The 13344-nt window shown below is 58.1% G+C and carries 11 protein-coding genes; 10 read left to right on the forward strand and 1 reads right to left on the reverse strand.

The window, feature by feature from the left end:
- Positions 1 to 9: 9 nt before the first annotated feature.
- The 10 genes from scpB to mazG all read left to right on the forward strand — a co-directional run bounded on the left by scpB (position 10) and on the right by mazG (position 10896).
- Positions 10 to 543: an SMC-Scp complex subunit ScpB gene (scpB, locus tag B071_RS0101060; RefSeq protein WP_018525251.1), complete on the forward strand. Its 534-nt coding sequence runs from the start codon at positions 10 to 12 to the stop codon at positions 541 to 543.
- Complete coding sequence (locus B071_RS15170; protein ID WP_018525252.1) at positions 536 to 1552, forward strand: pseudouridine synthase; 1017 nt, start codon at positions 536 to 538, stop codon at positions 1550 to 1552. Before scpB ends, B071_RS15170 begins: the two co-directional genes overlap by 8 nt.
- Positions 1536 to 2192, forward strand: a complete 657-nt coding sequence (cmk, locus tag B071_RS0101070) for a (d)CMP kinase (protein WP_026244880.1) — start codon at positions 1536 to 1538, stop codon at positions 2190 to 2192. Before B071_RS15170 ends, cmk begins: the two co-directional genes overlap by 17 nt.
- Before the next feature lie 6 nt (positions 2193 to 2198).
- Positions 2199 to 3911: a 30S ribosomal protein S1 gene (gene rpsA, locus B071_RS0101075; RefSeq protein WP_018525254.1), complete on the forward strand. Its 1713-nt coding sequence runs from the start codon at positions 2199 to 2201 to the stop codon at positions 3909 to 3911.
- Positions 3912 to 3939: 28 nt separating this feature from the next.
- Positions 3940 to 5454, forward strand: coding sequence for a sigma-54-dependent Fis family transcriptional regulator (locus B071_RS0101080; protein ID WP_018525255.1), 1515 nt, complete (start codon positions 3940 to 3942; stop codon positions 5452 to 5454).
- A gap of 27 nt (positions 5455 to 5481) precedes the next feature.
- A complete protein-coding gene (locus B071_RS0101085; protein ID WP_018525256.1) occupies positions 5482 to 6204 on the forward strand; it encodes a tetratricopeptide repeat protein in 723 nt (240 codons plus the stop codon).
- A gap of 37 nt (positions 6205 to 6241) precedes the next feature.
- Positions 6242 to 8662 carry an adenylate/guanylate cyclase domain-containing protein gene (locus B071_RS0101090; RefSeq protein ID WP_018525257.1) on the forward strand — a complete coding sequence of 807 codons (2421 nt, stop codon included), beginning with the start codon at positions 6242 to 6244 and terminating at the stop codon, positions 8660 to 8662.
- Positions 8663 to 8711: 49 nt separating this feature from the next.
- Complete coding sequence (locus B071_RS0101095) at positions 8712 to 9467, forward strand: hypothetical protein (RefSeq protein WP_018525258.1); 756 nt, start codon at positions 8712 to 8714, stop codon at positions 9465 to 9467.
- 83 nt (positions 9468 to 9550) lie between these two features.
- Positions 9551 to 9844: a hypothetical protein gene (locus B071_RS0101100; RefSeq protein ID WP_040586785.1), complete on the forward strand. Its 294-nt coding sequence runs from the start codon at positions 9551 to 9553 to the stop codon at positions 9842 to 9844.
- Between the two features lie 137 nt (positions 9845 to 9981).
- Positions 9982 to 10896, forward strand: a complete 915-nt coding sequence (gene mazG / locus B071_RS0101105; RefSeq protein ID WP_018525260.1) for a nucleoside triphosphate pyrophosphohydrolase — start codon at positions 9982 to 9984, stop codon at positions 10894 to 10896.
- A gap of 16 nt (positions 10897 to 10912) precedes the next feature.
- Here the strand turns inward: mazG and B071_RS15175 are convergent, their stop codons facing one another.
- The gene (locus B071_RS15175) at positions 10913 to 13318 is read right to left on the reverse strand and encodes a TIGR03936 family radical SAM-associated protein (protein WP_438829521.1); all 2406 of its coding nucleotides are present in this window, start codon (positions 13316 to 13318) and stop codon (positions 10913 to 10915) included.
- Positions 13319 to 13344: the final 26 nt, after the last annotated feature.

A 13344-nucleotide genomic window follows, 5' to 3' on the forward strand; every position in this document is an offset into this window, starting at 1 on the left:
AATGTGGATATGGAATCAGAAAAAGCTCTTATTGAAGCAATACTATTCCTCGAGGGGGATCCGATCGACGCCAAGACGATCGCCAGAATCTCCGGGCTTTCGCGCGAGCAGGTCGATCAGGTGGTAGAGATGATCCGGGAGGATTACACCGCCGACGATCGGGGCATGGAGCTGGTTTCTCTCGGCGGGGCTCTTCAGCTCGTGCCAAAACGGGAATTGTGGCCCCGCCTGCGCGAGCGGTTCGGAAAAAAGAGGGAGAACCGTCTCTCCCGGGCAGCCATGGAGACTCTCTCCATAATCGCGTATTCCCAGCCCATTACGCGGGGGGAGATCGAGACGCTGCGGGGCGTAGCCGCCGACACGATGATTCGTCAGCTTCTGGATCGGGGGCTGATCAAGGAAACGGGGCGCAAGGATGCCCCGGGACGTCCTGCCCAGTACGGCACGACTCGACATTTTTTACAACACTTTAATCTGGAGAGCATCGCGGATCTTCCGCGGCTCGATGAGGTCGAACAGGAGCGATTCAGTCTCAATGGATAAGACAGGACATAACACACGGCGTCTCGCCATCGAGGCGATGCGAATCAACAGATACCTTGCTCTGGCAAACCAGGGGTCGCGGCGTTCCTGCGAAGACCTGATTCGGGCAGGGAGGGTCCAGGTAGACGGTGAAACCGTGACCGATCTCTCCTGCCGGGTAGGATCGGAATCGGTAGTACGGGTCGACGGCAAGATCGTTTATCCCGACAAGCAGACCATCGTCTACGCCTTGAACAAACCCGTACGGGTCCTCTCGAGCGAGGCCGATCCCGAGGGCCGACCCCTGGCGATCGATTACGTGCGCCCCCTCTATTCGGGGCATCTCTTCTCGATCGGCAGGCTGGACTTTCTCTCAAGTGGTCTGCTTTTGTTTACAAACGACGGGGACCTGGCCCAGCGCCTCATGCGTCCCGAGACCGCCATAGACCGGGTGTATACTGTAGAGACCGCTACACCCGTACCCGACGAGATGCTGGAGCAATTCTCCCGGGGTGTCATCGTGGAGGGTATCCGCTATCGATGTCGGGAATACCGGCGGCATGCCGCACGGCGGGTTTCGGTCATTCTTCAGGAAGGGAAGAACCGCGAAATCCGTCGGGTTTTTAGCCACTTCCGCATCAAGGTGCACAGAATTTACCGGGTGCGCTACGGTTCGGTGACTCTGGGGACCCTTCCCGAGGGAGAGGCCCGGCCTCTGACAGACGAAGAGGTGCGGCGGCTTCAGGTCATTGCCGGCAGAAAAAACCGTCGGCCAAAGCCCAAAAGTCAGGATAAACCGGCGTCCCCCGAGAATCCTTCGCGGATGAAAGCCGCCAGACAGGTGATCGTTCGCCGAAAAAAGATCGTTCATAAAAAGCCTCCCGGAGCGGCAACGCCTTCGTCCAGTCGCAACTCGTCGCGCCCGGCGCGTCAAAGCGGCGGAAGTCGGGGAGGGAGGCCGGGCGCCACACCCCAGGGCGGAAAAACCAGATACCGCAGAAAGGACCCCTCCCATGGTAGTCGCGATTGATGGTCCTGCCGGGACAGGAAAGAGCAGTGTCAGCCGGATGGTGGCCCAGGCAACGGGTTTTTTTCATCTGAACTCGGGGAAATTCTATCGGGCGATCACCTGGAAGGCCCAGCAGCTCGCCTGCGACCTGACTGACCAGGAGGAGGTTCTGGCTGTGGCCAGGGGCATCTCCATAGACCTGGACGGGGAGACTTTTCTCCTCGACGGGGCTCCTCGCGACGAGGAACTTCACACGCCCCTGGTTGACCAGGCCGTAGCCCCCGTATCGGCCTTTCCCGCCGTTCGCCAGGAGGTGGATCGCCGGCTCACGGAGATAGCCGGCACGCGGGATCTGGTAGTGGAGGGTCGCGACATGAGTACCGTGGTCTTCCCCGATGCCGAGGTCAAGGTCTTTCTTGACGCTGATCCGGCAGAACGTGCACGGCGTCGCTACGAGCAGAACGGCGGGACGGGTGACCTGAAACAACTCGAAGCGGCAATACGCGAGCGCGACGCAATTGACCGGGGAAAAGAGACGGGGCGACTCGCCCAGGCCCCCGATGCGGTCTACCTCGATACCACGCACTTGACCCTACGTCAAGTTTGTGACAAAGTTGTTGCCATTATTTACGACAAAACTAATCACGGCAGGAGTAACTAGGCAATCATGGCAGATAAGGAAGCACAATTCGCTGACTCCTCTTCAGCGGAGGCCCAGTCCCAAGAGATGCAGATGCAGTTTCTGGATGCACTGGACGAGCTGGAAGAGGGGCAACTCGTCGAGGGCACGATCATCCAGATCAGTGGCGACGAGGTGTTCGTTGACATCGGGTACAAGGCCGAAGGCCGCATCCCCATGGAGGAATTCGAGACCGTACCCGACGTTGGCGGCACGGTGGAAGTTGTGCTTCTGCGGAAGGACATCCGGAACGGTGGCGTTGCGGTTTCGAAGAGAAAAGCCGATGAAAAACGGTTCTGGAAAGATCTGAAACAGGCCTTCGAAGAGAGGGTTCCTGTTCCAGGGAAAGTTGTTCGATCGATCAAGGGGGGCTTTGAGGTCCGCCTGCAGGGGAACGTCCGAGGATTTAACCCCATCTCGAAGATCGACATCCGGCGCGTCGACGATCCTGAGGAATACGTCGGCGTTGAAGACAATTTCTTCGTAGAGCGGATCTACAGCGACAACCGCGTCAACATCGTCCTCTCCCGCAGAGCATGGCTTGAACAGGAGACCGAGAAAAATCGGAATCATTTTTTTGAAACCGTAACAATCGGTGACGAGGTGGAAGGTGTTGTGAAGAGCTTTACCTCTTTCGGTGCCTTCATCGACCTGGGCGGTTTTGACGGCTTGTTGCATATCAACGATATGAGCTGGGGTCACGTAACCCGGCCCAAGGACTACGTCAAGAAGGGTGATTCGATCCGCCTCAAGGTCATCAAGATGGACCCCGAGGAGCGCAAGATCAACCTGAGCCTGCGCCACATGACTCCCGACCCCTGGGAGACCTTCGAGGATCGCTACTGGGTCGATCAGGTGGTGAGCGGCACCGTGACCAAACTCACGGATTTTGGCGCCTTCATCGAACTGGAAGAGGGTATCGAGGGGCTCGTACACATCTCGGAAATGTCCTGGGTTCAGCGGGTCAACCACCCCAAGGAGATTCTCCAGCCCGGCCAGGAGGTGGAGACCAAGATTCTCGATTACGACATTCAGTCGGGACGGGTCTCGCTGGGTCTCAAGCAGGTTCTGGCAAATCCCTGGGACGATATCGACGCCCGATACCCCGTGGGTATGCGTATCTCCTCGGTGGTAAAGAAGATCACCGCCACGGGTGCGTTTCTGGAACTCGAACCGGGAATCGATGCCTTCCTGCACGTGGACGATCTGAGCTGGACCAAACGGTACAAGAACCCCGGTGCAGCGGTTCAGGAAGGCCAGGAGATCGAGGTGGTGGTGATCCTCTCGGATCCCGAAAACCAGAACATCCGGGTAGGCCTGAAGCAACTCGAGGATGATCCCTGGAACCAGCTTCGCGACGCCTTTCCTCCCCGCAGCATCATCGATGGAGAGATTACCAACATCACCGAGTTCGGAATCTTTGTCCGTGTTCAGGGTGGCGTAGAGGGTCTGATCAACAAGATGAACGTGGCCGATCCTCGGCAGCTGAGCTACGAGGAAGCCGCCGAGAACTACAAGGTCGGTGATACCGTTCGGTGTGTTGTGACGGAGATCAATCCCTCCCGACAGCGTCTCTCTCTCTCGATCCGCGAACTGCACCGCCAGGAGCAGCGTCAGGAGCTGGAGAAATACATCCACGACGATGACGAGAACGCAACGGTGACTCTTGGCGATATGCTGAAAGAGAAAAAGGATAACTGACCAGACCTGGCCTGGTCGACGAAGTGACATGAAACTGGCACAGGTCGATCTCGAACGGTTTCAAACGCTCATAGAGATCAACGCCCTGATAAACTCGGATTTTTCCGATCTCAGGGCGGTCCTGAAGAGGATTGTCGAGTCTGCCACCAGGTTAACCGAAGGAGAGGCTTCATCGCTTCTCCTGGTCAATCCCCAGAACAACCGGCTGTACTTTGAAGTAGCCCTGGGCTCCAAGGGAGCCCAGGTACAGAAGTTTTCGCTGGAGATAGGCGAGGGGATTGCCGGCTGGGTTGCCCAGCACAACCGCTCGCTTATCGTGAACGACACGGGCGACGATCCCCGCCACCGGCGGGATATCGGCCAGCAGATCGGCTACGCTACCAACAGCATTCTGGCTGTCCCCATGCGCATCAAGGATGAGTGCGTCGGGGTGATCGAGATACTCAATAAAAAGGGCAACAAACTCTTCAACCAGGATGATCTGGAGTGGCTGGAAATCTTTGCAAACCAGGCTGCCATGGCGGTCCAGAACGCCCGGACCTTCCAGAAAGTCAGAAATCAGGTTGATCTTCTGCGGGATCAGGTAAACACCGATCAGGGATATCATACCCTGGTCTGGAAGAGCCCGGAAATGGAAGAGCAGCTGAGTCTGGTCGACCGGATCGCGCCAACCGATAGCACCGTCCTGATCCTGGGCGAGAGCGGCGTGGGCAAGGAGCTCATCGCCGAGCAGATTCACCTGAGATCGCAACGGGCGCAGCAGCCCTTCATCAGGGTGAACTGTGCTGCCCTTCCTCCGACGCTCCTGGAGAGTGAGCTCTTTGGTCACGTAAAGGGGGCCTTCACCGATGCCGTTTCTGATCGGCGGGGGCGGTTCGAAGTGGCCGACAAGGGCACGATCTTCCTCGACGAGATAGGGGACGTACCCCTGCCGCTTCAGGCAAAAATGCTGCGGGTAATCCAGGAACGCACCTTCGAACCCCTGGGTTCGAGCGAATCGATCACGGTAAACGTCCGGATCATCGCCGCCACGAACAAGAAAATCGAAGAGCTTGTCGAAACAGGAGAATTTCGCAGCGATCTCTACTACCGGCTCAACGTGCTCCCTCTCAATATCCCTCCCTTGAGACAGCGCAGGGAAGATATCATCGAACTGGCGAACTTCTTTCTCCGGCGTTTTGTCCTGGAGACCAACAAGAGGATCAGCGGCTTCACCGACGAGGCGCTGGAAGCGATGATCTCCTACGACTGGCCAGGAAACGTCCGGGAGCTGGAAAACGCCGTGGAGCGGGCCGTAGTGATTTGTCAGCAGGGGATCATCTATCCCGAGGACCTCCTGTTGCGGGGGTACGACACGGCCGAATCGTCGAGGTACCAGACAAAAGGGCTCAAGGAGGGAGTTACCCTGTTTAAAAAGCAGTTCATACGGTCCGCCCTGGACCGGAATAGCTGGAATCACACGGCTACCGCTGAGGAGCTGGGGATCCAGCGTTCCTACCTTTCAAAGCTCGTGAAAGATCTCGATCTGAAACGAAAAAACTGAATCAACTCATGAGGAGATACCCCCACTATGACTGGTGAAAAGAAGACTGGTGAAAAGAAGTCCGCTGAACAAAAAAATCGTGAACAGGTTTCCCTGGCTGATACGCTGAAAGTCTTTCTTGGCTCTCACCGCAAACCGCTCTTCGGAATCAGCATCGCCCTGATCGCGCTTGTCTTTGCCTCCGTTGTGGCCTACCAGGTTCATCATAACCGACAGGAGCAGGCTGCGCGGCAGGCCGAGGAGATCAGCGAATCCTGGCTATCCTGGCAGAACGAGCAGGATGACCAGAGCGAAACCGATATCCGCGAGGCGATCGAGACACTCCTCGCTGCCCATCCCCGAAGCTACGGAGCCTTGCGCGCCCTCCATATCCTGATGCTCTTGGAGTGGGAGATGGAGCAGTTCGAAGAAGCCGAAGCGGCCGGGCTTCGTCTGGCTGAGGCCTTTCCCCGGAGCCATCTGACGGGCGCGGCGCTGGCTACGGCGGCAGCGGCGGCGGAAGAGCAGGGCGACCCCGCCCGGGCCCGGGAGATCCTCTCCCGCATCGCCCGGGGAGAAGGTTCTCCCACGGCAGAGGAGCCCCGGGCGCTCTTTAACCTGGGACGCCTCGCGGAAGAACTCCAGGACTACGACGAGGCTCTGGAATACTACAACCGTCTCGCCGGGGACCACCCCGAGAGCAATTGGACAAAACTCGCCAGGAACCGTATAATCTGGCTCACGAGTCAGGGAGGCTCTGCGAATACCTGACGGACAGGTTGGGTGGAGCGGCCCGAGAGGAGTTTCTATGGCGATAAAGCGGGCCGCTTCAAGACAGTTTCCCTTCTTCTGGCTTCCCGTCGCGGCGGGGGTGGTGGCGATCTTTCTTCTGCTCCAGACGACAACCACCGTTCTGGACCGTCTTGAACTGAGAGTTCAGGACGGCCATTTTGCCCTGCGCCAAGCCTTTCGGAGCGAACGCGTCCAGGAAGGTGTCAGCCTGACAGAGCAGAATCCCCATATCTCTCCCGACATTCTTCTGGTGGGAATCGACCCCTCCACGCTCGCCCGTTTTGGTCGCTGGCCCTTTCCCCGAAGCCGCCACGCCGACCTGATCGATTCTTTCTCCCGTATTTCCAATCCCGACAACAGGGAGCGGGCGCTCTTCCTCGACCTCTTTTTTATCGAACCCAGTGAGAGCGCTGTGGACGACGCCCTCCTGCTCCGCTCCATACAGAACAGTGGCCGTGTCTTCCTGGAGACGATCGTAGAGCGTTCTCCGCCGCTCCATGAACACTATCGGGAATATTTTGCCCGCCACGAGGCTCTCTTCCAGGCAGCCGGGGTGATCAGGAACGTTCAAGGCGACTGGAGCAGAATGCCCTCCTTCTTCGGTATTCAGGCACCGCTTCAACCCTACGCCCGTGCTGCAGGGGGCTACGGCCACGCTAATATCTGGGACGATCACGACGGTGTCCTCCGCCGGCAGCCCATGATCGTCCGTGTCTCGGAGCGTCTCGAGAGCTACCGTCTGGATCAGCTCATGGAAGATTACGGGGGCCTCTCGGTAGATCCCGATAACTTCGAGCGCCTCATCTGGTTTGACCGCGCAGGGAACGATCACGACCTGGCGCTCCCCCTCTCGGAGGAGCGGCTGCGGGCACTCCTGAACCGTCTGGATGCTGACGCTCCCAGGCTGCCCGTTGATACAACAGGAGACGGAGATTTTGACAGCTACACCTTTCTGATCCATCACCACCGGGATCAGTTCATTCCGGCTATCACCCTCTCTCTGGCTTTGGAGTACTTCAACAAAACCCTGGAAGATGTCCAGATCCACCTCGGGGAATCGATTGTCATATCCGAACCCCAATCCTTTAACCCCACCAGCGGTACCTGGGAACCCTACCGCATCCAGGTGCGGCCTCCCGTGATCGACGAGGAGGGGCAGGAGGTGCGGGAAGGCCGGTATCGCCTGGTAGAGGAGATCAGGATTCCCATCGACCACCAGGGGGCCATGAGTATCAACTACATGGGACCGCGCTCCAGCCCCGCCCGGGACGGGGAACAGACCTTTCCCGTGCGGCCCTATCACGGGTACGCAGGACGCATCCCCGATGCGGACCCCGGGCGGTGGCCTGCCACACGGGCGGTGGAAAACAAGATCGTCATGGTAGGGGCCTTTGCCCAGGGCATGGCCGACGACGAAAAAATGACCCCCTACGGGCTCATGTACGGCGTCGAGGTTCACGCCAACGCTCTGAACACAATCCTGATGGATCGTTTTATCCACCATCTGCCGGGGTGGGGCAACACAGCGATTCTGGCGGGCGGAACCTTCCTTGTAGCGCTTCTTGCAGCCTGGTTTTCTACGATCTGGGCCATGGCAGGAACCCTGGCTATTTTGGGAATCTTCTTCTTCACCACCACCATCATCTTTGATCTTCACTCTCTGGTCATCGCCTTTGCCTCGCCGGCTCTGGCAATGGCACTGGTCTTTGTATCGGTGGTGGTCTATCGGGTAACCCGGGAAGAGCGGGATAAGCGTCGGATCCGCGATGTCTTTGGCAAGTACGTGAGCCCTGCCGTGGTCAACGAGATTCTCCAAAGCCCTCCCGAGCTGGGTGGTGTAGACAAGGAGCTGACTGTTTTTTTCAGCGACATTCGGGGGTTCACCACGCTCTCGGAATCTCTCTCTCCCCAGGAACTGGTGAACCATCTGAACCTGTACCTGACCGCCATGACCGATACGATCCTGGAGTACCAGGGAACGCTGGACAAATATGTGGGTGATGAGATCATGTGCTTCTGGGGGGCTCCGCTTCCCCAGGAAGATCACGCGTTGCTGGCCTGCAAGTCGGCACTCAAGCAGCTTCAGGTGCTCGATCGTATGAACAGCGAGTGGCCTCCGGAAAAGAGAATTCAGATCGGAATCGGGATAAACTCGGGTATTATGACGGTAGGTAATATGGGGAGCCTGGGGCGCATGAACTATACCCTGATGGGTGACAACGTGAACCTCGGCGCCCGGCTGGAAGGAACAAACAAGGAATACGCCACGCGGGTGATAATCAGCGAGCACACCTACGGGCTGGTGCGGGAGAGGATCGTGGCCCGGGAGCTCGATAATATTCGCGTCAAGGGGAAAAACAAGCCCGTGGTAATCTACGAGCTGATCGATATCCCCGAAGGGCTCGAGCCCGGGAGTACTGTCTCTGGGCGATCCTGAACCTCGAGGAGCCCGATCGACCGCGGGTTCCGGCCTTTCCGGCGCCACCGTGGCAGCGGTTCTTCTGGTGTTTATGGGGGCAGGCTGGCACAGCTCCTGCGGCTTGCCCACCACGGACTATCTCGCGCCGCCCCGGGCTCCGGGGGCGGAGTCACCCGGAACCGACGGCACCATACTTTTCTTTAGTCATGATACCGAAAACAACACAGATACCTTTTTAGGCTACGATATCTGGTACAAACTCTATAACGATTCAACGGGTACTATTGCTGACGAGGACTTTATAGAGCGCACACCCAGACCTCCGGGAACGGCCAGGCTCTCCCAGCGGGGGTTCCGCCGGGCTGTGGCCTTGCGGCCCGGCGAAACCTACGACGACGACAGGGCCCATATAACAAGAAGTGATGTGGGAGGGAATTCCCGCTTTTATCTGGACCTGAGAGACCCCCGTTTTCGGGATGATCCGGAGGGATCTCTGGAGCGGGAAACAGAAATCGAACTGCGCCGTGGCGATAGCGCGGGCCCGCTCGTGGCGAGGCTGCGGCGTCGCCACGTGGCTCGCCCAGAAGATCTGGGGGGCGATATCGACGATCACGAGGGAGGATCGGCGGGTTTCTGGAACGCTCCGCGTTACGTCGCCAGCGACCACGACATGGGGCAGGCCGTTGCTCAGACAGGACAGGCCGGTGGAACGCTTTATCTGGTGATCTATGTGATCGCCCGGGGCAGGGATGCAAACTTCCAGCCCTTTTTCAGCGAGCCCCTGCGCATGGTCGACTACGGCGAGATTAACCCAAAGGATTGATCCGGGATTGGACACGTCCTCGGGTCCCTGAAGAACCCCGCCGGAAACTTCCCATTTTTCCCTGTTTATGCTACTACTGTGGTGTGACAACTGTAATTCTTGCCGTGGGACTCAGCCACGTTGTTATCGCGCTCGCCGTTACTCTGGTCTACGTCTACGGATTCAGACGCCGCTTCGCAGGAAACTTCTGGGGGGCTTTGGCGGTTGCCGTCATCGGAACCTTTACGGGCGGGCTTGTGGACTATCTCTTCTCTGATCTCATTCGTCAGTTGAGCTCAGTCAACGGGATTCTGAACATTTTCCCTCCCATCATCGCTGCGGCGATGATTCTGTCGCTCTTTGCGTTCCTGAGCGAGCGGAAAGATCACTACGACTGAGGAGAACGTGCCCAGATAGAGACATGTGATGTGACAAGGCGGGGGAAAACCCTGCAATACGTGACAGGAATTACTTCTTATAATGAATATTCTGTCTACTTAATCAGACGGGTTTGCCGTATATCGAGGAGATTACAATGGAAAACACGCAAAAAACCGGCCCTATCGGCGAAGAAGAACTTTTTCTTGATTCATCTACCGAAAAATGGATCGATCACGATGAAGGGGTTCTTTTTTCCCGCTACGCCGCNATCATACGTCGTTTACGTGCTCCCGATGGATGCCCCTGGGACAGAGAGCAGACCCTGCAAAGCTTGCGGCGATTTATCGTAGAGGAATCCTTCGAGGTCCTGGCGGCGATCAACGACGCTGTGGCCCAGGAGGAGCCCCCGGAGTCTCTGAATCCGGTAGCGGAGGAACTGGGAGATGTTCTTCTGGTGGTCATGCTTTTGGCCGATGCCCTCCATCGCCAGGGCGGCCCCTCCTTTCGGGATATCCTTCGCGAGAACGGAGAGAAACTTCTGCGACGCCATCCTCACGTCTTCGCCTCCGGCGATGCTCGCGATGCCACCCAGGTTATTCGGGCCTGGAACAAGATAAAAGTCGAAGAGGAAAAGAAATCCCCCTGNGCTCTCGAGGTGANTCCCGGCCTGCCCCCTCTGGAACGCGCTCAGGAGATCCAGAAAAAGGCCGCCTCGGCGGGATTCGACTGGGATGATCCNCTTCCGGTTATGGAGAAACTCCGCGAAGAGATTCAGGAGCTGGAGGAAGCCCTGGTACGAGCCNACCGGGAGAAGATGCCCCTGCGGGATAATCCAGCTATCGAATCGGAGGTGGGAGATCTGCTTTTTTCCGTTGTGAATCTGGCTCGAAAAACCAGTACCGACCCCTCGGTGGCGCTGGCCGGAACAAACGAGCGGTTTCTTGCCCGCTTTTCCTGGATCAAGGAGCGCCTCGCCCGGGACAATCGCGCCATGGAAGATTGCGATCTCGCTTCGCTTGACCTTCTCTGGGAAGAGGCAAAAAAGGCTCTTCACTCCAGGGACTTGTAGAGGAGCAGAAAAACGGTCAGGGAGCCTGGGCGTACTCCTCGCGGTGATTTTGGTACCACTCAAAGAGCGGCTCTCCTTGAGGAGCCAGAGAAGCGAGCCGTCGCCCCCTGATGACTCCCCGCCCCTGGTGCTCCTTGAGAAGGCGCCCCAGTCCGGGGGCTTCCCGGGGCAGCAAAAGCTCGGCNACACAGGGCNTCCGGTTCCGGAGAACGCCTCCTGCTTCGGCTGCTCCCAGAAGAAAACTCTCCAGAACAGCCTGATCGGTCCGTTTCTCGACCCAGACCAGAAAAACCGATGCCCCGTAGAGTTGCATCGGGGCGGGAATACGNGGTTCGTTCTGAACGTGTCTGAGCGTGAGAGCTTTTTGTATTCGCAGGCCCTCGGGAAGAAGGCTCGAATCGAAGAGACGGGCAGAGAATTTATCAAGTTGTACATTTTTTTGTAAATTTACCACGCCGATCTCGTCGAGGCTCTCGATNCCGATGGGGAGGGGCTGGCCAAAACTCATCCTGGGCTTGGGATGGTGACCTTGGGAAAGTTCTACCGGGAGCCCCAGGCGGTACCAGAGGCGCTCGAAGGTCCNNACCACGGCAAGATGGGGAAGGAAGGCCGCGCTTCCCTGCTTTGTGTAGGCCAGTAGCAACTGATGTCCACGGCCTTGTTCGTCGCAACCTTCTTTGGCTTCGCCCGATATCCCGACGGCGGATTTCTCCCTGTCCTTCCCGTCGCTCCCGATCCTGCGCGGGCTTTCGGCAAGGGGAAGATCAGGGGCATCACTGGNTGAGCGGTGTACTACCCTGGTTTCGGGGGTGCAGATACCGCAGCGATCCTGACAGTCGGGAAGACACCGTCCGGTGAGCTCGCCCTGGCGGGCGCGGAGTTCTTCTCTTTTGAGCACTCCCGAAGCAAGTCCCAGGCTGATCTTGTCCCAGGGGAGCGGTCTGTCACCAGGAAATCCCCGAAGTCCCTCATCGCTTCCGGGATGGCGGGCGATCGTTTCTTTCCAGGTCTCCATGCGAAGGTAATCGGTCCAGGCGTCCAGGCGAGCCCCTCTGCTATGGGCCTCTTCAATCACCTCCCCTGCCCGCTCGTCGCCCCTGGAGAGAACACCCTCAAGCCAGGACATCCAGGGATCATGAGCCTTGAGTGTGGCACCTTTGGGAAGCCCCGAGCGGATCTCCTGGAACATTCTGGAGGCCTGATCGGGCAAGAGCTGGGGTACCCGCTGAAAAGGTGTGTGCGGTTTTGGAACGAAGGTTCCCACGTTCACGATATATTCCATGGGAACAGCACTGCGAAGGCGCCGGACGTATTCTGCGATCCCCNGGGCTTCCCCGTCGGGATCTGGGCCAGGAAGCCCTATCATGAAATAGAGTTTTGCCCTGCGCCATCCCCTGGCTCGTGCCTCCCGGGCGATCGAGATTATCTTCTCCAGAGGAACGAGCTTGTTCGTCCAGGCCTGGTGTTCCTCGCTAGCGCTCTCTACGGCAAAGGTGAGACCAGCCCGGCGAACGGTGTTGAGCTGTTCCAGGAGGGGCAAGGTGAAGGAATCTACCCTGAGCGAGGGGAGTTGCAGACTGACCCCCAGCCCCTTGTAGCGGCTGTTCAGGGCAAGCATCATCTCCTGGAGAGGCCCGTAATCGCCGCTGCTCAGCGATGAGAGGGAGAGTTCACGATATCCCAGGGTATGAACGAGCCAGTCTGCCTCACAGAGAATCTGNTCTATCCCTTTCATGCGATAGGGGCGGTAATATACCCCGGCATGACAGAAGCGGCACCCCTGCGGGCACCCCCGCATGATTTCTATCACCCCGTGGTCCTGCACAACGGGTATGGAGGGAACGGGGAAACCTCTCCCAAAAGAAGGCGGCACCTCCTCCCGGTCTGCACAGGCAGACTCATCTATCTGGCAGGCGAAACCCTGCCAGATAGCGCGTCGCGTCGGGGTGGTTTTCCCCGAAAACCAGACCGCAGGCTCCTCTCTGAGGACTTCCAGAAGATCAGCTCGCGAGGCACCACCCCTCTTCAGGGACTCCATTTTCTGGACCAGCTGGACGAAGCCTTCTTCGGCTTCTCCGATAAAGGCTCCATCGATAAACCGCCCGTAGGGAGCAGGATTGGTCGCGCCGGGGCCNCCTATTATCACCAGAGGATCTCCCTGCTNCCTGTCCGCGTTGTGAAGAGGAATATGTCCCGATTTCAGCAGGGTCAGGACGTTTGTAGCCAGGAGCTCATAGGAAAAAGAGACGGCCAGAAGATCACAGGATCGCAGGGGAACTCCCGTTTCCAGGGTATAGAGGGGAATCTGGCGTNCCTCCAGAGCCGCCTCAAAGTCGGGTGCGGGAACAAAGACGCGCTCACAGGAGACCCGGGGAATCGCGTTCAGAAGTCCATAGAGAATCTTTATCGCCGTATTGGACATGCCGATCTCGTAGAGATCGGGGAACG

Origin of the sequence: Alkalispirochaeta alkalica DSM 8900 (assembly GCF_000373545.1) — a bacterium.
GTDB classification, from domain to species: domain Bacteria; phylum Spirochaetota; class Spirochaetia; order DSM-27196; family Alkalispirochaetaceae; genus Alkalispirochaeta; species Alkalispirochaeta alkalica.

Excerpts from the sequence above, each read along its gene's own strand:
- B071_RS0101085 (WP_018525256.1), top strand. The coding sequence starts at position 5,482 with ATGACTGGTGAAAAGAAGACTGGTGAAAAGAAGTCCGCTGAACAAAAA.
- cmk (WP_026244880.1), top strand. The coding sequence starts at position 1,536 with ATGGTAGTCGCGATTGATGGTCCTGCCGGGACAGGAAAGAGCAGTGTC.
- B071_RS15170 (WP_018525252.1), top strand. The coding sequence starts at position 536 with ATGGATAAGACAGGACATAACACACGGCGTCTCGCCATCGAGGCGATG.
- rpsA (WP_018525254.1), top strand. The coding sequence starts at position 2,199 with ATGGCAGATAAGGAAGCACAATTCGCTGACTCCTCTTCAGCGGAGGCC.
- B071_RS0101090 (WP_018525257.1), top strand. The coding sequence starts at position 6,242 with ATGGCGATAAAGCGGGCCGCTTCAAGACAGTTTCCCTTCTTCTGGCTT.
- B071_RS0101080 (WP_018525255.1), top strand. The coding sequence starts at position 3,940 with ATGAAACTGGCACAGGTCGATCTCGAACGGTTTCAAACGCTCATAGAG.
- scpB (WP_018525251.1), top strand. The coding sequence starts at position 10 with ATGGAATCAGAAAAAGCTCTTATTGAAGCAATACTATTCCTCGAGGGG.